Annotated in this window: 16 protein-coding genes; all 16 read right to left on the bottom strand. The window is 41.2% G+C overall.

The genetic code is table 11. The annotated features are described in order from the left end of the window. Positions 1-9: 9 nt before the first annotated feature. Positions 10-2,655: a DNA polymerase I gene (polA, locus tag IGI41_RS06610; protein WP_430612429.1), complete on the bottom strand. Its 2,646-nt coding sequence runs from the start codon at positions 2,653-2,655 to the stop codon at positions 10-12. A 128-nt stretch (positions 2,656-2,783) separates the two neighbouring features. Further along, positions 2,784-3,476 carry a Bax inhibitor-1/YccA family protein gene (locus IGI41_RS06605; RefSeq protein ID WP_430612427.1) on the bottom strand — a complete coding sequence of 231 codons (693 nt, stop codon included), beginning with the start codon at positions 3,474-3,476 and terminating at the stop codon, positions 2,784-2,786. Further along, positions 3,469-3,939 carry a MaoC family dehydratase gene (locus tag IGI41_RS06600; RefSeq protein ID WP_430612425.1) on the bottom strand — a complete coding sequence of 157 codons (471 nt, stop codon included), beginning with the start codon at positions 3,937-3,939 and terminating at the stop codon, positions 3,469-3,471. Before IGI41_RS06600 ends, IGI41_RS06605 begins: the two co-directional genes overlap by 8 nt. Positions 3,940-4,082: 143 nt before the next feature. After that, positions 4,083-5,417 carry a UDP-N-acetylmuramate--L-alanine ligase gene (gene murC / locus IGI41_RS06595; protein WP_430612423.1) on the bottom strand — a complete coding sequence of 445 codons (1,335 nt, stop codon included), beginning with the start codon at positions 5,415-5,417 and terminating at the stop codon, positions 4,083-4,085. A gap of 112 nt (positions 5,418-5,529) precedes the next feature. After that, on the bottom strand, positions 5,530-5,994 hold the full coding sequence (locus IGI41_RS06590; RefSeq protein ID WP_430612421.1) for a SprT family protein: 465 nt from the start codon (positions 5,992-5,994) through the stop codon (positions 5,530-5,532). Next, positions 5,991-8,177 carry a Tex family protein gene (locus IGI41_RS06585; RefSeq protein WP_430612419.1) on the bottom strand — a complete coding sequence of 729 codons (2,187 nt, stop codon included), beginning with the start codon at positions 8,175-8,177 and terminating at the stop codon, positions 5,991-5,993. Before IGI41_RS06585 ends, IGI41_RS06590 begins: the two co-directional genes overlap by 4 nt. Positions 8,178-8,313: 136 nt before the next feature. Next, entirely contained in the window at positions 8,314-9,048 is a 735-nt protein-coding gene (locus IGI41_RS06580) for a metallophosphoesterase family protein (protein ID WP_430612417.1), read from the bottom strand. 103 nt (positions 9,049-9,151) lie between these two features. Continuing rightward, the gene (locus tag IGI41_RS06575) at positions 9,152-9,523 is read right to left on the bottom strand and encodes a VOC family protein (RefSeq protein WP_430612415.1); all 372 of its coding nucleotides are present in this window, start codon (positions 9,521-9,523) and stop codon (positions 9,152-9,154) included. 15 nt (positions 9,524-9,538) lie between these two features. After that, positions 9,539-9,946, bottom strand: a complete 408-nt coding sequence (locus IGI41_RS06570; RefSeq protein ID WP_430612413.1) for a DUF1149 family protein — start codon at positions 9,944-9,946, stop codon at positions 9,539-9,541. Between the two features lie 106 nt (positions 9,947-10,052). Further along, complete coding sequence (locus IGI41_RS06565) at positions 10,053-11,096, bottom strand: SepM family pheromone-processing serine protease (RefSeq protein WP_430612411.1); 1,044 nt, start codon at positions 11,094-11,096, stop codon at positions 10,053-10,055. Further along, positions 11,086-11,580: a pantetheine-phosphate adenylyltransferase gene (coaD, locus tag IGI41_RS06560; RefSeq protein ID WP_430612409.1), complete on the bottom strand. Its 495-nt coding sequence runs from the start codon at positions 11,578-11,580 to the stop codon at positions 11,086-11,088. Before coaD ends, IGI41_RS06565 begins: the two co-directional genes overlap by 11 nt. Before the next feature lies 1 nt (position 11,581). Further along, complete coding sequence (rsmD, locus tag IGI41_RS06555; RefSeq protein WP_430612407.1) at positions 11,582-12,136, bottom strand: 16S rRNA (guanine(966)-N(2))-methyltransferase RsmD; 555 nt, start codon at positions 12,134-12,136, stop codon at positions 11,582-11,584. A 189-nt stretch (positions 12,137-12,325) separates the two neighbouring features. Further along, entirely contained in the window at positions 12,326-12,670 is a 345-nt protein-coding gene (locus tag IGI41_RS06550; RefSeq protein WP_430612405.1) for a YlbG family protein, read from the bottom strand. Beyond that, positions 12,663-13,085: a YlbF family regulator gene (locus tag IGI41_RS06545; RefSeq protein ID WP_430612403.1), complete on the bottom strand. Its 423-nt coding sequence runs from the start codon at positions 13,083-13,085 to the stop codon at positions 12,663-12,665. Before IGI41_RS06545 ends, IGI41_RS06550 begins: the two co-directional genes overlap by 8 nt. Then, positions 13,072-14,202 carry a CAP-associated domain-containing protein gene (locus tag IGI41_RS06540; protein ID WP_430612401.1) on the bottom strand — a complete coding sequence of 377 codons (1,131 nt, stop codon included), beginning with the start codon at positions 14,200-14,202 and terminating at the stop codon, positions 13,072-13,074. The genes IGI41_RS06545 and IGI41_RS06540 overlap by 14 nt, the downstream gene beginning before the upstream one ends. A gap of 15 nt (positions 14,203-14,217) precedes the next feature. Further along, a complete protein-coding gene (locus IGI41_RS06535; RefSeq protein ID WP_430612399.1) occupies positions 14,218-17,646 on the bottom strand; it encodes a pyruvate carboxylase in 3,429 nt (1,142 codons plus the stop codon).

The following is a 17,646-nucleotide window of genomic DNA, read 5'->3' as shown; positions in this document are numbered from 1 at the left end:
TCACCTCATTTATTTTGCTTCATACCAAGTTTTGCCCCAATTGCTATCAGTCAATAGTGGCACATGTAATGTAACTGCTTTTTCCATGACTTCTTTGACTAAAGTATCTAATCGCTCCAGCTCAGTGGCCGGCACTTCAAAGACCAACTCATCGTGGACTTGCAGTAGCATTGTTGCGGCCATTTCTTCTTCTTTCAAGCGTTTAGCCAAATCGATCATCGCGATTTTCAAAATATCCGCTGCACTGCCTTGAATCGGCGTATTGATTGCTGTGCGTTCCGCAAAGTTTCGAATATTGAAATTCCTTGAATTGATATCCGGCAAATAGCGTCGACGATTGTATAAGGTTTCTACATACCCTTTGTCTTTGGCTTCCCGGACGACTTCTTCCATATAAGTTTTGACTCCTGGATATTTATCAAAGTACGTATCAATATATTGTTGGGCTTCTTTACGGGAGATGCCAAGGTTTTGCGACAATCCATAATCAGAGATCCCATAGACGATACCAAAATTGACTGCTTTGGCTTGACGCCGCATATTGGCAGTGACTTCTTCCGGTGTCGAAATACCAAAAACCCGCATGGCTGTACTGGCGTGAATGTCTTGCCCTTCAATGAAGGCTTCTTTCAAATGGGTATCATTAGAAATATGCGCCAAGACTCTCAATTCAATTTGTGAGTAGTCGGAAGAATAAATCAACCAATCTGGCTCTCTCGGAACAAAGGCTTCTCGAATTTTCCGGCCCTCTTCCAAGCGAATCGGAATATTTTGCAGGTTCGGATCAACAGAGCTCAAACGACCTGTTTGTGTCAATGTTTGGACATATCGAGTATGGACTTTGCCATCACTTTGGATGACTTTCAACAAGCCTTCAACATATGTCGATTGAATTTTGGCAATTTGGCGATAAGTCAAAATATCTTCAACGATTGGTGCTTGCTCTTTTAATTGTTCTAAAACATCGACCGCTGTAGAATACCCTGTTTTGGTTTTCTTGATAACTGGCAGGCCCATTTTTTCAAACAAAATAACCCCTAACTGTTTAGGAGAGTTTAAGTTAAAGGTCTCTCCCGCTTCTTGATAGATTTTTTCTTCAATCTCATGCAATCGTTGTGCAAACTCGCCTTTCATCGTATGCAAACGCGATGCATCAACGTGGATGCCTGTGATTTCCATATCAGCTAGAATAATCGATAATGGCAGCTCCATCTCTTCAAACAATGCGGTTTGATTCTTCTCAGCCAATTCATGTTTCAGTTTAGGCGTTAAGTCTACAATTGCGGCCGCTTTTCTTGCCAGATGAGCAAAGAACGCTTCTTCATCTGCTGGCAAACCTTTTTTGGCCCCCTTGCCATAGACAGCATCATCAGATTGAATATCTGTATAACCGTAATGGGCAGCAACCCCGGCGATGTCATTGTTATTATCGTTGGTATCTAATAGATAAGCAGCCAATAGGACATCAAAATCAATGCCTGTTGGCGCTTTTGCATAGCGGTTCAAAGCGACATAAGTACGTTTTGCATCATAGACATTGATTTTTCGCTGCGGGTCTTGCAACCAAGCAATAAAGTCGGGCTGTTCAAACAATTGGTCTTGATTGGTCACATAAATTTTATCTTTGTTTCCCCATGCAACACCAACAATATCTTCTAAATGGTAATTATCACCTAACATTTCCACATATAATGCCATATCACTTTGGAACATATCCGGTGTAAATGATTCGACGACATCAAATAAAATATCAGCCATTTCGACAGTTTCGGCTGTCACGTTTAATTTTTCAAGGAAAGCGTTAAAATTCATCTCTTGATAAAATGGCACCAGCTTATCTAGATCTTTGCCTTCATATTTCAAATCATCAATGTTGACGTCGATCGGTGCATTGATTTCGATGGTTGCTAATTGTTTTGATAAAAGCGCAATTTCATGATCATTGATCAAGTTTTCTTTCATTTTGCTTTTCTTTAACTCATCAATATGTTCATAGATTCCTTCGACCGTTCCATATTCCTTTAATAGTTTGATTGCTGTTTTTTCACCGATTTTGGTAACCCCAGGGATATTATCTGAAGTATCTCCAGCCAATCCTTTCATATCAATGATTTGCAATGGCGTTAATCCGTCATATTTCTCAGCAACATGTTCGGGAGTATAACTTTCGATCTCACTAACACCTTTGACCGTAATATCAACTTTGACATGTTCGGTGGCCAATTGCGTTAAATCTCGATCCCCTGATAAAACAACGACATCGAATTGCGTTTTATCCACTTGATTGGCCAATGTACCGATAATATCATCTGCTTCATAATTCGCCAATTCATAATGTTGAACACCTAAGGCATTGATCAGTTCACGTATATAAGGCATTTGTTCTCTAAACTCACCGGGTGTTTTGGCACGTCCGCCTTTATATTCTTCGTACATTGCTGTCCGAAAAGTTGTTTTACCAGCATCAAAGGCCACCAGGACATGGGTCGGTTGTTCTTTGGCCATCACATTTTCAAACATCGTATTGAAAGCATAAATGGCATTGGTGTGCAGTCCATTATTATTTTTGAACCGTTCTAGTGAATTATGCAAAGCAAAAAATGCCCGAAAGGCGACACTGTTGCCATCCACAAGTAATAGTTTATTTTTTGACATCTTCTTAACCCCTTCTTGAAAAAAGTTCTTCTTTATTCTAACAAAGAAATGGCGCAAAAGCGATGAATTGCTTTATTGAAACGCTACATTTGGTGCAAAAAAAAAGGCGAGTTGCCCCGCACTTTTTCTTAATTGTTTTTACCAAAAATGCGCAGCAGCGCCAAGAACAAGTTGATGAAATCTAAGTACAGTTGCAAAGCCATAAAGACAGCCACACCCGTATTCGCACCACCATTTGTTGACATGTAGATATTGCGGATCTGTTGATTGTCATATGCAGTGATACCCATAAAGACAAAAACCGTCACAATCGATAAGAAGAAATCAACTGGTGCACTATTTAAGATAAAGACATTTAACAGCGTTGAGATAATGATCCCGATCAATAATCCATAGCCGATGCGACCAACAACGCTCAAGTCGCGTTTGGTCATGATCCCAAAGGCCGACATTACACCAAAGGTCACGGCCGCTGAAATAAAAGCACCAGCAATCGAGCCAAATTCATAGACCATCAATGTGACGGATAAAGTCAATCCGTTCAGCAATGAATACACGAGATAACCAGCTAATGTCAATGAGGGGTTCTTTTGTGCTTTTGCACCTAAAATCAGTACCAAAACAATTTGCAATAGCCATAACCCAGTAAACCCTAATGGAAATTTTTGAATAAATTGCAGCGTTTGTTGGGAGAATACTTCACCAAAAATGTAAGCAGAAATCGCGCTGATCCCTAATCCGATTCCAAAGAACAAATAGACTTTTGAATAAAACCGATTCAACCCTTGGGCTTGTACAGCTCCATTGTTCATATTATTCATGTTGTGCTTCCTCCTGTTCTGCTATTTCTTTTGGCGGTTGCACCATCACGACAGCATCTAAGATCCGATTGCCTTCACCATTGATGGCTTCCACTGAAATCGTAACAACATCTTTCATTTTATCGACTTTGATGACTTCAAAATCAAAGGTCAAAGTTTCATAATGAAAGACTGGTTCTATAAAGTTCACCGAAAAATTCACTACATGCGAGCCTGGTCCAGGCAAGTGTTTTGACACAGCGCTGGTTATGATGCCCATCAGCATGACGGAAGGTACGATTGGACGTTGATAGTCCGTTTTTTGTGTATAGTCATGTTGAATGTAGAGCGGATTTGCATCATTTGTCAATCCTAAATAAAGCAACAATTGATTATCTTCGATCGACTCGGTTAAAGATAACGAATCGCCTTCCTCGATATCTTCGATACTTTTGCCGATCTTTCGCGGTTTACCTATGTTCAAGTGTGTTTCCTCCAAAAAAATAATTTTAATCTGCTTTTATTTTATCAGAAGCAGATAAAAGTGCAAGTTCGCAAGATTTATTTCACAAAATCTTCAATTATCAAAAAAACTCTTACAGCTATTCCTAGCTGCAAGAGTTATTATTATAAGACGTTGCGGGTGGTATTGCTTAGTAACTTTTCGTACGCCGCTTCAAATTTTTGGACATCTCCTGCCCCCATGAAAATCACAACAGCATTAGAATGATCCAGTAGTGGAGATACATTGTCTTCTTTTAAGACAGTCCCGCCTTTTTTGATTTTGTTGCCTAAGTCTTCAATTTTGACATCGCCACGGTCTTCTCGTGCTGAACCGAAGATATCACACAAATAGACATTGTCTGCCAAATCAAGGGCTTCAGCAAACTCATCCATCAACGCAATGGTCCGCGTGAAAGTGTGGGGTTGAAAAACGGCAATGATTTCTTTGTCGGGATATTTTTGACGGGCACCATCGATCGTTGCCTTGATTTCAGCAGGGTGATGGGCATAATCATCGACGATCGTCATATCAGCCACGATTTTTTCACTAAAACGACGTTTCACACCAGGAAATGACAGCATCTCTTCTGCTACTTCTTGCATATCTAATCCTTCTTTATAGGCAACTGCGATCACCCCTAAAGCATTGTTGATGTTATGCTGACCATATGCAGGTAAAACGAAATGACCGATTTTTTCACCATGGATAAAGACATCAAAGGCAGAACCTTGTGTTGTCCGTTGGATGTTTTTTGCTTGCACATCATCATCATCATTGACCCCATAGTAATAGATAGGTACATCTGCTTCTAATTTGCGCAAGAACACATCATCACCGTAGGCAAAGATGCCTTTTTTGACTTGATGCGCCATTGATTGGAATGCTGAGAAAACATCTTCAATTGAATGATAATAATCAGGATGATCAAAATCAATATTCGTCATGATTGCATAATCCGGTGAGTAAGCCAGAAAATGACGACGGTATTCACAAGCTTCAAATGAAAAGAACTCGGCATTTGGATCACCGTGTCCTGTACCATCTCCAATCAAGAAACTAGTTGGACGCACACCGCTTAATACATGAGACAACAATCCTGTGGTGCTTGTTTTACCATGTGAGCCAGTGACGGCAATACTGGTATAAGGTTGGATAAATTGACCAATAAAATCGTGATAACGGGTCACTTCAAGCCCCAATTCATTGGCGCGAACGATTTCTTGATGGGTATCAGGAAAGGCATTCCCTTGAATGATCACCATATCAGGCTGAATATTCTCTTTATCAAAAGGCAATAATGTGATGCCCGCTTTTTCTAAGTCACGCTGGGTAAAAAAGTATTCCTCGACATCTGAGCCTTGCACATGGTAGCCCTTTTCGTGCAGCACTAAAGCCAATGAGCTCATACCAGAACCTTTGATACCAACAAAATGATAAATTTTGTTTTGATTTTCCATTCTATAATCCTCTTTTCTCAATTCCACGTTTGCAAAAACGTGTGTTTTGACAAATATCAGGTTGTCACACGTCCTACATTATCATACAAAATAAAAAAAATAGCAATTAAATTTATTTTGGTGCTTGACTTTTCTCATTATTTCCTATTTTTATCAAAGGTCCCTTGCACTTTCCACAGACATATCTGTTGGTATCGATGCGTTTTCGTCGTTCAAAAAGTGTTTGACACGATTGACACTGGTAGCGATAATTAGCCGCACTTGCAGAAGCGGGCGCATACCTCAGCCCACCAGTTTTCGCCAACAATGCTTTAAACGCTGGATCACGATGTCTGTGGCCTTGTCCGGTTAGATGCAAATGGTAATGACACAGCTCATGTTTGACGATGCCCATAAATACATCTTCACCGTGTTGTGCCAGCATATAAGGATTAAAATCAAGATGATGGTCTGTTAAATGATATCGGCCGCCAGTGGTTTTTAGTCTGGGATTAAATATCGCTTTATGCAAAAATGGCCGTCCAAAAAATTGGATCGATAGGTCTTCTACATACTTTTGCAGTTCTTGTTCGGTCATTTTTTTGTAACAGGATCAACCATTGTTAGGCTGATACGGCCTTTTTTGGTATCTACTTGTTCGATCCAGACCGTCACAACATCCCCAACAGCAACCACATCTTTGGGATGTTTGACAAAGGAGCGACTCATCTTAGATAAGTGGACCAAGCCATCTTGTTTGACGCCAATATCAACAAAGGCGCCAAAATCAATCACATTTCGAACGGTTCCTTGCAATTCCATACCGGGTAACAAATCATCCATACTCAAGACATCTTTTCTTAATAATGGCGCTGGCATCTCATCCCGCATGTCTCGACCTGGTTGCATCAACGCTTTCAAAATATCAATAATGGTTTCCTTACCGACATTGAGCTCAGCAGCCAAAGAAGCAGGATCAAGTTTAGCCAGTGCAGCTTTATTGGCCTCCTGATCACCTGATGCCAGTGCATTCAATGAAATGCCTGCGATACGTAGAATCTCTTTAGCCGTATCATAACTCTCTGGATGGATGCCGGTTTGGTCAAGAATCACTTTTCCGCCAGGAATCCGCATAAAACCGATGGCTTGTTCATAGGCTTTCGGTCCTAAGCGGGGCACTTTTTTCAATTGATTGCGCTGGACAAATGCCCCGTTTTCCTCTCGGTAGTTCACGATATTCTGTGCCGTCGTCTTGTTCAATCCTGCAACGTGCTGCAACAATTGACCACTTGCGGTGTTGACATCCACGCCAACTTGGTTGACCGCTGTTTCTACGACAAAATCTAGTTGTTCCGTCAATCTCTTTTGTGAAACATCATGCTGATATTGACCAACGCCGACAGATTGCGGATCAATTTTGACCAGCTCAGCCAATGGGTCTTGCAAACGACGACCAATACTGATGGCGCTGCGTTCTTCCACTTGCAGATCAGGGAATTCTTGACGGGCCAATGGACTGGCAGAATAAACAGACGCTCCCGCTTCATTGACGATCACATAGAAAACTTCTTGACCGACTAATTTGATTTGCTCTGCAACAAATTGCTCGGACTCGCGACTAGCGGTCCCGTTCCCAATAGCCACCATATCTACATGATATGTTTCCAATAAACGGCGAAAAGCGGGGCCAGCAGCTTCCCGTTTGTTCATAGGTGCTGGTTTATGGGGATAGATCACTTCAATAGCCAATACTTTACCGGTCTCATCAATTACAGCTAATTTACAACCAGTTCGATAAGCCGGATCGAAGCCTAGGACAACCTTCCCTTTTAACGGAGATTGCAATAATAGATTGCGCAAGTTGTCGCCAAAAATAGTGATTGCTTGCTCATCTGCTTGTTCTTTTAATTCATTGCGGATCTCCCGCTCAATGGCTGGAGCGATAAAGCGTTTATAGGCATCTGCAATGGCTTCTTTGACAAAATCAGCCGCTGGAGAAGTTGTATTTTTGATCACTTTTCGAGCCAGATAATCCATGATTTTGGTGTCATCAGCGTGCAGCGATACTTTGAGGACCCCTTCTTGTTCACCGCGATTGGTGGCTAAAATCCGATGGGAAACCATCTTATTGATTGGATGCTGAAAATCATAGTACATTTCGAAGACACCCTTTTCGTCTTTTTCAGCATCTTTGACCTTACTTATATACAACCCTTTATTTTGGAAATAACTTCTGATCCACGTACGAAACTCAGCAGTGTCACCAATCATTTCTGCGATAATTTCATGGGCGCCTTGTAATACATCGTTGATTTCTGGGACTGCTTCATTGATGTATCCAGCAGCTTGATCATCAATCGATGCATTGACTGGAAAAGTCAATAGCCATTCAGCAAAATCACCTAAACCATTTTCTTTGGCAATCGTAGCTTTTGTGCGTCTTTTTTGTTTATATGGTCGATAAAGATCTTCCACTGTCTGCATTTTAGCTGCTGATTCGATCGCTCGCTGCAATTCAGGGGTCAATTTTTCTTGTTCTTCAATCAAGCGCAAAACTTCAGCTTTTCGCTTGGATAAGTTTTCTAAGTACGTATACCGTTCTTCGATATCTCTGATTTGGACTTCATCCAGCCCGTTCGTCATTTCTTTCCGATAACGAGCAATAAACGGTACCGTATTGCCATCTTGCAATAACTGGAGTACTGTCGTGATTTGTTTTTTGGTAAATGCCGTCATTTCTGCCGTCACTAATTGTAAAACATCTTGATTCATTTCAGCCATGTTTTGTTCACCTTTCTTGATTCATGTACTTTATGATACCACAAAAAAACAGCTGATGACTTTCAGCTGTCAATGAGAGGCACGCAGTCTGTTTATGTTGGTCGCTTTCCAAGCCTTGTGATTTTGAATGAGTTTTTTAAAAGTCTGGTTGCCAAGGACCATCTAAGTTTTGGTATTCGATATCTTGTACAATGCCATTGTGGTCAAAAATGACGCCATGAACTGATCCGCCAAAGACCGCGCCACCATCGATACCGATTTTGTTGTCACTGATCCATAAATCAGTGGTTTGCATATCCCCGTGAAGCATTGGTGTGATGGTATGTCCGAAAACGATCGTTTTGCCAGTTTGATTTTTTCCTTGATGAAAGGGTTCACGGATCCAGATAAAGTCATGATCCGATGTTTCTTGCCAATCTTTTTTCGACAAATCTACTCCAGCATGAACAAAGAGATACTTTCCCCACTCGTAATACAAAGGACGAGCAATTAAAAATTCGATCAAATCAGTATAGCGGCTACGGATCATCATAGCAATCTCAGTAGGAGAATATTCTTCGGTCGCGCCTTTATGCAAAAGACTTTCTAACGTTTCTTTCCCACCATTGCGCACATATGCAGCAAACCAATCTTCTGGCGCTTGCAAAAATTGCAGGAAGTATTCTTCATGATTTCCTCGCAGATAAATGGCTTGCTGTTCTTCGACAAGCTGTTTCCCCAACAAAAAGCACTCTTTGGTTTTTGGGCCCCGATCATTTAGGTCGCCAATCAATAATAATTGATGCCGATCAGGGTCAAAATCTTGCAAAAGTTTTTTAAAAAGATCAGCCATGCCATGAATATCACTAATGACGTACATCAAGTCTTTCATGAAGTTTCCCTCCTCTTAAAATGGTTCTTGTATGATGATGAAACCACAGACAGTTCATTAACCCAAAATCTTTTAAAAGTTTTTTACCTAATGAAGCAGTTAATCATTTTCCAGAAACCGCAAAATAATTGCCATCAGGATCAGCAAAATTGAAAACCAGCTGTTCCTCCATTTGAATCAAATCTCCCATTTCAACATTCAAATCGATCATTTTCTTATACAGGGAAGTAATATCATCTGAAAAGAACATGATCGATGGTGAATTTAATACAACTTCTGGGGAATGAGATTCGATAAAGGTCCGGTCATAGATCACAAAACGCGTATCTGCATGCTCACTTGGTGCAATTTCTACGACTGACGTACCATCGACAGATTGCTGATCAATGATCACAAAGCCAAAGGATTGCCAAAAGGCGACAGCAGCTGGTACATCTGCTACATAGATCATGACTTGCATTTTATTTGAAAACATCTTAATCCCCTCCAGTTATTCCTCTTTTGCGGCCGGATCCTGATTACCGCCAGTATTAAAGTTCAGTTGTAAACCGGGTTTGTCCGTGATGATTTCTGTTACTTCATAAGTCAATCGTTTGATGATATCAAATAATGGCTCCACTAAGCGATCAGTTTCAGCTTTTGATAAATCTTCTCCTGATGCCACTTTACGATTTAAGATATGGTTGACTTGTCCTACCCTGCCAGACAAGACATATTCTGGAAAGACTAACTGAAATTCTAAACGCGCACCAATTATACTGTTCTTTTCCATATAAGCTTCGTCTTTGACCTTCAAAGGGGCAAATCCGACATTCAATTTTGTTTCCATTTCTTTGTCTTTTGGTTTCATATCGAAGTGGTAGGCTTCGACGATTGGTTGTTGTCTTTTGATTTCCACAGTTTTCACGCTCCTTAAATAAAAGTATAGCACAACAGATTCTATGCGCCTACTTGAATTCTTGATATCACAAAAAAACGACCAAATCGGTCGTTTTTTTGTTGTATTAGTTTGATAATCCAGCCAAATAATCTAAGGCATCTTGCACATTAGAAACTGGCACGATGGTCATATCTGTATCCAATTTTTCAGCAGCTGCTACAGCTTCTTCGTAATTGGTTTTGATTTCAGGGTCAGCAGCACGTTCGTCATCTGTGATCTCATCGTCAGGGGCAAAGAAAATCTCGGCGCCGCTTTCACTGGCACTAGCCACCTTCTTGTCAATACCACCAATTCGACCCACTGTACCATCACTGGCGATCGTTCCTGTCCCAGCAATTTGATGACCTTTGCGAATATCTCCCGTCAATTGTTGATAAATTTCCAATGTAAACATCAACCCTGCAGAAGGTCCACCAATATTGCCGGCGTCAATAACGATATCTTGATCTGAGGAAATCTCCGTGTGATCGACAAGCGAGATCCCGATACCAGCTTTTTGATTGGTAGACAACTCGATCAAATCACCTGTTGCTTCTTTTTCTTTTCCGTCTTGGGTGTAAGTAACAGTTACTTCATCCCCCACCGATTGACTTTGTACATAATCAATGAAATCTTGACTGTTCGTAAATGATCGTCCATTTACTGCAGTCACCGTATCCCCTACGGAAATCTTGTCTGCAAAACTAGAGTCTGGATCGACCCCCATCACATAAACACCTTTATATTCCATTTCATAGGGCAAATCAGCCAATTTCAGTGCTTGTTCAATGGCGCTGTTTTGTGAAGATTCCATATAATAACGTTGGATGCGATTGTACTCTTCGTCCGTTGCGCCACCAAGGAGTTCTTCTTCACTAACAAGGTCTTTAAATTGACTGAATTTTGTACCAAGTGCAGTGAAGATAGTTGCCTGTCGAATGCCGACACTAGTCAACGAAAAAGAACCGTCTGACGTGTCTTCCTTCTGATTGACAGTGATCAGTTCTTTCAAATCAATCGTCGCACCGGGTTGTTCAATATAGTAAGGTATTGGCAAAAAGGCCGCTGCAGCAATCAATAATGCAAGGATAAACAACGAAATATACTTGACCGTAGATTTAAAATTCATTGGTTTCACGCTTCTTTACTATAGCTTCATAAATATTTTGCGGCAAATATTCTGCCACATCCCCGCCAAAAGTCAAAATTTCTTTCAGCAAACTAGAACTGATAAAACTGTGTTTGGCATCTGCTAATAAAAAGACTGTTTCTAGAGCGGGTTCCAGATGGTGATTCATTTCCATAATATCTCTTTCATATTCATAGTCTTTGACACTGCGAATGCCACGTAAGAGGAATTGCGCCCCAAGTTTTTTGGCTGCAACCACAGTCAATTCAGATGCCTGTGCAATCACTCGAACATTTGGTATATGTGCCAAAGCATCCTGAATCAGCTGTACTTTTTCTTCGCTTGTAAAGAAGCTTTTTTTATTGGTGTTTACGAAAACACCGACAATAAGTTCATCGAATAGCTTGGCACCACGTTCGATCAAATCAACATGGCCTGCTGTCAGCGGGTCAAAGCTACCCGGAAATAAGGCAATTTTTTTCACACTATCCCTCATTTCTATAAATTGTGACTTGTGAGATGCCATAGGTCTGTTGTTTGATTCGTTCTAGAGAACCGATTCTTTCTGGCAGCAGAATGGACTTGTCTGTTTCACAAATCACTTTGGCTCCGCTGGATAATAAATTGAAAGACAACATCTCTGTTAACTGGTCTACGATTTGTTGTTTGGCATATGGAGGGTCCAAAAAAAGATAGTCAAATTGCTGTGCCTCATCAGCAAATTTTGCGATTGCCTGCTTGGCGTCCATTTTCAAAACTGTGAACTTCTCAGGCTGTTTAGTGACCGCAATATTCTCATGAATGATTTTGACCGCTGGGAAACTGCGATCAACACAAACCGCATGATCGGCCCCTCTTGATACCGCTTCGATCGCTAATCCGCCACTGCCGCTAAATAGATCAAGGACCTTCCCACCATGCAAATATTGGCCCAGCATATTGAAGATGGCTCCTTTGACCTTATCAGTCGTGGGACGGGTATTATCTCCTTGGAGACTTTTCAATCTTCGTCCACCAAATTCTCCTGCAACTATACGCATCGTCTTCTCCTCCAACTAAAACATAACTAAGCTAAAATAAATATAGCATTGATTCTCAAAATTACAAGTCCGATGACTATGTTCACTTCGGTCACCAAGTACCGGTTATTTACCTACCCATGATTGCTTTGTGGTGTCTGCAGCTGCTTGTAGGCAAAAAAACAGCAGCGTTGTGACACGCTACCATTTTTACACATGCTCTGCTAAGCGAATCATTGTATTTTTTTCTTCAACATCAAAACCATCATCTTTGCTAGGATAAGCTTCGTCTGTACCGATTTTATCCGCAAAGTCCATTGCAACATCTGGTCGATAAGATGGTTCTACTTGACGTACAAAATGAAATTGTTCGATTTTGGCTTTTTTGGCTTCGTATTCTTCTTCATTTAAATACATCACCACGTATTTCATCTTGCGTGAGACATAATGAACAAACCCAAAACGACGCAAGTTTTTTAATTGGCGCAAACTATAAACCCACACAATCAAACCACGCCGTTTTTGTATTTGAAAAGGTTCTTTTTCTTCATGCATGACAATTTCCTCCACAACTCGATTTTGAATGAAAAAAAGGACTACCAGCATCGACTTTGATGGAAGCTGAAAAACAGGTTGAGATCGATAAGGTGATTTCATCCAGCAGCCGTTGCAGATTGTTCTCAGCTAACCGGTATTCACTCACAAGGACATTCATATCTAACCTTCGCTTTGCTTGACGCATAGCGCCTTTACACTCTTTGAATCCCGGTGTAAATTCACCATATGATTCGATTTGTTCAAATGCCTGCTTTTTTTCAACAAAAGATTGAATCAACTGTTGTACTTCTTCATCTTGATACATTTTTTGTTTGATTGCTGTATATTCTTCGTATGTAGCACTTGTTTTGATCGTCTGCGTTAGGCAATCGATTTGGTCAGCAATATCAAAAAAATCTTTATTGTATATCATTCGTTGTACTAGCCTCGGTTTCTTCTTCTTGCTCTTGCACTAAGACTACCATATTTTCTTCAGAAAAAGCAATTCCTATCTTTTCTGGTCCTTCATGAGATAATCTATCTGCCATAGCAGGATCGCTGAACCAAGATAGAATACTGAACGTTGGATCATACACGGGTGCTTCAAAAATTGTGGCCGTTGCCGTGATCTCTTGATCGGCCAATAGTTCTTGCCATTCATCAGTCGTCAAATTGAAATTACTGGTTTTTTCACTAGATAAAGCCTTTTGATACGAGTGGATCCGTTGTGATGTGATATGGTCTGAAATATTTTCAGTGAATTCAGTTAAAAGTGCGGCGGCCTCTTTTTGGGTGTCCAAATTAGATGAATAGGTCTCTAGCATCTGTACATTGCGCATTTTTTCAATGATCACAAACGATAAGGTCTCTTTATCCAATCCAGCTTGCTCCGGTGAGATTGTCTGGGAAGTCTGAAACAATGGTCTTTCACCTTCCGTTAAAGGATATGGGGCCAATTTTAATAATGTTGTTTGGTCTAGATAGCTGATTGCTTGTAGCTTTGATGATACATGGTCAAAAAACAAGACAGCAAATGTGCCATTATCAAAGGCTACGAGAGGGCGATAATTCATATCTTCTTCCATGAGCTCAAAACTGATCGTTCGATCATTCTGCTTGAGGCTGAAATTGGGATAGATCATCGTCAAGTCCGTCAGTTCAGTCAATGTCATTCCCATTGAAAAAGGCGTCAACGATGAACCCCCTGCACCAATTACTTTGATTGCTTGAACACTTTCACCATCTGTATTGATTTCAATATACTGCTGATCATCTAGCTGATTGTAGACCCTCACTTCAAAATCATAGCCGGTACGATATGTTCGCACCGGCAAGCCATAATCTTCTTCAAAGTCTGAAACGGGTTCACCAATTGCATTGGCAAGTCCATCTGCTTTGATTGTTTCATAATTCATCGTCGTAGGCGCCTTGACAGGATTTTCAGAAAAAAAACTAGAATCTGAAGCGTGTTGGAAAAATACTGGTTGTAAATAGACTACCGCTAAAGCAAGGATAAACATACACCCAAACAAGATTCCTCTGTGCTTCATTTTTGATTCAGCTCCCTACTTTTCTTTGATTTCTATCAATAGATCCCCTGATTGGATCGGTTCTCCAGCAGTTACATATACGTGTTCTACCACGCCAGCAAAACGTGCTTCGACAGAAGTTTCCATCTTCATCGCTTCTGTGACCATCAGCGTTTGGCCTTTAGCCACGCGTTCGCCTTTTTGCACCAAAATTTCTAACACTGAACCACTCATCGACGCGCCAATTTGTTCTTTATTTGTTGGTTCAGCTTTACGTTTGGTTTGGACTGAACTGATGATTGAGTTGTCTTTCACCACGATTTCACGGCGTTGACCGTTCAAGTTGAAGAACAAGTTCCGATTGCCTTCGATATCTGCTTCGCCTATTTCGTCTAGGCGGATGATCAAAATCTTTCCTTTTTCTAATTCAACATTGATGGTTTCACCCAACCGCATGCCATTGAAGAATGTAGGTGTATCCAACACTTTGACATCTGCAAATTGTTCATAGGATGTGCGATAATCCAAGAACACTTGGGGATACATCAAGTAGCTCAACACTTCTTCTTGCTTTGGCTGATACCCGATTTTTTCGGCTAGCTCTTGTTTGACCACATCAAAATTGACTGGCTCTGCAAAAGCACCTGGACGTTCTGTGAAGGCTGGTCGTCCTTTTAAGATGATTTTTTGCAGTTTTTCAGGAAATCCTCCGACAGGTTGACCCAATTCCCCTTGGAAGAACGTTACAACTGACTCTGGGAAACTTAAGTTATCACCTTGCTCATAAATGTCTTGCTCGCTCAAACCGTTTTGGACCATGAATAAGGCCATATCTCCCACCACTTTTGATGAAGGCGTCACTTTGACGATATCACCAAACATCATGTTGACTTCATGGTAGACCTCTTTGATTTCATCCCATTTTTCGCCTAATCCCACAGCTTTGGCTTGCTGTTGCAGATTAGAGTATTGACCACCAGGCATCTCATGTTTATACACTTCAGTTTGCGGTGCGTTCAAGCCATTTTCAAACGCATGATAATACATCCGCACATCTTCCCAATAATGGTTCAGTTGTTGAATGTTGTCCACATTGATATCTGGACAACGATCGCCATGCAATAATGCATAATACAAGCTGCTCATACTTGGCTGACTGGTCGCTCCACTGACTGCAGACATAGCGACATCAACAATATCGACGCCGGCTTTTGTTGCCGCTGAATAAGTAATAATGCCATTACCGCTAGTATCGTGGGTATGCAAATGAATCGGAACATCGATACTATCTTTTAGTTCACTGATCAGACGATAAGCCGCTTGCGGTTTTAATAAGCCGGCCATATCTTTGATCGCGATGATATGGGCACCAAGATTTTGCAGTTCTTTGGCCATGTCTTTGTAATATTGGACCGAATATTTTTGACGTGTTGGGTCATTGATATCACCAGTATAACAAATCGTTGCTTCCGCGATCTTCCCAGTATCTCGTACCGCTTGAATACTTTTCTCCATTTGCGGGATCCAATTCAAACTATCAAAAATCCGGAAAACATCGATGCCTTGATCAGCAGCTTCTTTGATGAATTCCACTAAGACGTTATCAGGATAGTTTGAATACCCAACAGCATTCGATCCTCTAAAGAGCATTTGCAATAGCGTATTTGGCATCCGTTTGCGGAACATTCTCAATCTTTCCCAAGGGTCTTCTGTCAAGAAACGATAGGCAACATCAAATGTCGCGCCCCCCCACATTTCACTAGAGAACAATTGCGGAATGGCTTCTTCTGTCATAGCTGCAATTTTCTTGAAGTCATGCGTCCGAACACGGGTTGCCAACAAGCTTTGATGGGCGTCACGGAATGTGGTATCTGTTAGCAACACATTCTTTTGTTCGCCGATCCAAGACGTAACAGCTGCGGCACCATGCTGGTCTAAAATGTGTTTGGCGCTGGTAAAATGATCCAGGGTTTCAATATGTTGCGGCAAACGTGGCTCATTGTAATAGGGCTTCGTTTGTTTTTCAATACCAGGGAAACCATTGATCGTGATTTCACCAATATATTTCATGGTTTTGTTGCCACGATCACGAATACGCGGAAACTCAAATAATTCTGGTGTATTGTCGATAAAGGTCGTTTTGGCTTCTCCCGAACGAAATGCTGGATGAGAGATCACATTGCGCATAAAGAGAATATTGGTTTTGACGCCACGGATTCTGAATTCTTTCAAGCAGCGCATCATTTTTTGGATTGCTTGATCAAAGGTTGCTGCATGGGTACATACTTTAACTAATAGAGAATCAAAATATGGTGTCACCACTGCACCGGCATAGGCATTCCCGACATCCAAACGTACGCCAAAACCGCCTGGTGACCGATAGGTATCGATTTTCCCTGTATCTGGCATAAATTGATTTGCTGGATCTTCAGTCGTGACCCGGCATTGGATGGCTACCCCTTCAAAACGAATATCTTGTTGCTGAGGGATCCCTATTTCTTTGTGAAGATCCTTGCCTTGCGCAATCAGGATCTGCGATGTCACAATATCAAGATTCGTGATCATTTCAGTGATGGTATGTTCCACTTGGACTCTGGGATTGACTTCGATAAAGTAAAATTTGTCCCCTTCCACCAAAAATTCAACAGTACCTGCGTTGATATAACCGACATGCTTCATCAATTGAACCGCAGCTTGGCAGATTTTTTCTCTTTGCGCAGGATCCATCGACACACAAGGAGCCACTTCCACTACTTTTTGATGACGTCGTTGCACAGAGCAATCACGTTCAAATAAATGAACTACATTCCCATGTGTATCCCCTAAAATCTGTACTTCGATATGTTTTGGATTGCTGATATATTTTTCAACATAAACTTCGTCACTGCCAAACGCTGCTTTGGCTTCACTTTTGGCACGTTCATAGCCATCACGGGCTTCTTTTTCATCATGTGCCACCCGCATACCACGACCCCCACCGCCTAATGCTGCTTTGATCATAATTGGGTATTCATGTGTTTGGGCAAAGTCCAAGACTTCTTCGATCGTTTCAACAGGACCATCGGATCCAGGAATCGATTGAATGCCTGCTTCAATCGCAGCAGCTTTGGCTTTGATCTTGTCGCCAAAAATATCTAAATGGTGGGTAGATGGACCGATGAAAATCAATCCTTCTTCTTCACAGCGCTGCGCAAAGCCAAGGTTTTCCGATAAAAAGCCATAACCTGGATGGATTCCTTGTGCGCCAGCTTTTTTTGCGGTACGAATAATATCTTCAATATCTAGATAGGCGTCGATTGGTCGTTTGCCTTTACCGACTAAATAGGCTTCGTCTGCTTTGAAGCGATGTACTGAATATTCATCTTCAGCTGCATAGATCCCTACCGTTTTGATGCCTAGTTCCGCACAAGCGCGAAAAACCCGTATCGCGATTTCTCCGCGATTGGCAACAAGAATTTTTTTCAT

Source organism: Enterococcus sp. DIV0876, assembly GCF_050529585.1.
Classification (GTDB): domain Bacteria; phylum Bacillota; class Bacilli; order Lactobacillales; family Enterococcaceae; genus Enterococcus_D.
The sequence above is the reverse complement of the archived record's forward strand: the minus strand, read 5'-3'. Positions and strand labels throughout refer to the sequence as shown.

Bases quoted from the DNA above. Each gene is read 5' to 3' on its own strand.
- IGI41_RS06580 (WP_430612417.1), bottom strand. From the start codon at position 9,048: ATGAAAGACTTGATGTACGTCATTAGTGATATTCATGGCATGGCTGAT.
- IGI41_RS06565 (WP_430612411.1), bottom strand. From the start codon at position 11,096: ATGAATTTTAAATCTACGGTCAAGTATATTTCGTTGTTTATCCTTGCA.
- IGI41_RS06605 (WP_430612427.1), bottom strand. From the start codon at position 3,476: ATGAATAATATGAACAATGGAGCTGTACAAGCCCAAGGGTTGAATCGG.
- IGI41_RS06575 (WP_430612415.1), bottom strand. From the start codon at position 9,523: ATGTTTTCAAATAAAATGCAAGTCATGATCTATGTAGCAGATGTACCA.
- IGI41_RS06585 (WP_430612419.1), bottom strand. From the start codon at position 8,177: ATGGCTGAAATGAATCAAGATGTTTTACAATTAGTGACGGCAGAAATG.
- IGI41_RS06535 (WP_430612399.1), bottom strand. From the start codon at position 17,646: ATGAAAAAAATTCTTGTTGCCAATCGCGGAGAAATCGCGATACGGGTT.
- IGI41_RS06540 (WP_430612401.1), bottom strand. From the start codon at position 14,202: ATGAAGCACAGAGGAATCTTGTTTGGGTGTATGTTTATCCTTGCTTTA.
- IGI41_RS06545 (WP_430612403.1), bottom strand. From the start codon at position 13,085: ATGATATACAATAAAGATTTTTTTGATATTGCTGACCAAATCGATTGC.
- IGI41_RS06550 (WP_430612405.1), bottom strand. From the start codon at position 12,670: ATGCATGAAGAAAAAGAACCTTTTCAAATACAAAAACGGCGTGGTTTG.
- murC (WP_430612423.1), bottom strand. From the start codon at position 5,417: ATGGAAAATCAAAACAAAATTTATCATTTTGTTGGTATCAAAGGTTCT.
- rsmD (WP_430612407.1), bottom strand. From the start codon at position 12,136: ATGCGTATAGTTGCAGGAGAATTTGGTGGACGAAGATTGAAAAGTCTC.
- polA (WP_430612429.1), bottom strand. From the start codon at position 2,655: ATGTCAAAAAATAAACTATTACTTGTGGATGGCAACAGTGTCGCCTTT.
- IGI41_RS06590 (WP_430612421.1), bottom strand. From the start codon at position 5,994: ATGACCGAACAAGAACTGCAAAAGTATGTAGAAGACCTATCGATCCAA.